This window comes from Mesorhizobium sp. M4B.F.Ca.ET.017.02.2.1, assembly GCF_003998955.1.
GTDB classification, from domain to species: Bacteria; Pseudomonadota; Alphaproteobacteria; order Rhizobiales; family Rhizobiaceae; genus Mesorhizobium; species Mesorhizobium abyssinicae.
In genome coordinates this window covers 1-606 of sequence record NZ_RZOF01000690.1, presented here as the reverse complement: position 1 = coordinate 606, position 606 = coordinate 1, and the positions used below count along the sequence as shown (strand labels likewise).

Genomic DNA, 606 nt, shown 5'->3' with positions numbered 1-606 from the left:
AAATGCCCCCGCTGAGGAAGCGGGCACCGCCGCCTGCCCCGAACCCTGCCTACCAGCGCATCCAGCAGGCGGACGGCAAGGTCTACTACCGCAAGATCAACTGATTTTGCCGAGCGTTCCGGGCGATTGAGGCTGAAGGCCTAGAAATCCCGCCGCAGCGCGAGAATACGGATAGCCCGGGCTTCGCCGCGCTGCCTGGCTTCCTGGAGGAAGGCGACGTGGCAATAGGCGCATGCCGCCAAACCCAGGCACAGCACCAGACTGTTCTTCAGGGTGAAGTCGATCGCCAGCGAGAATGGAATGCCGCTGGGCGCAGTGAAGGCGGCAATCGTGCTCGCCGTTTCCGAATGACTGCCGGCGGCGATCATCAGCCCGGCAAACAGAAGAGTGGCATGGTTGGCCAGGAAGAAGGCCGCCGACCCCCTCGCCCGGCATGCCATCCAGCAGACAATCGCGGCGGTGGCCAGCATGGCTGCGTCCAGCGCGATCGAAGCGCCCGCATAGAGATCGACCTGCTGCCAGAACAGGGTCGCCAGGGGCCGCAGCTCCAGCCAGATCCGCCACATCGTCGGGCTGGCGGGATAGGTGCCGAGCAGGAATGTCGCC

1 protein-coding gene is annotated in these 606 nt (G+C 65.2%); it reads right to left on the bottom strand.

The genetic code is table 11. From position 1 onward, the window contains the following. Nucleotides 1-140 precede the first annotated feature (140 nt). Nucleotides 141-606 (bottom strand): hypothetical protein (locus tag EN738_RS34875; RefSeq protein WP_127287430.1); only part of this gene is annotated, 466 nt, incomplete at its 5' end.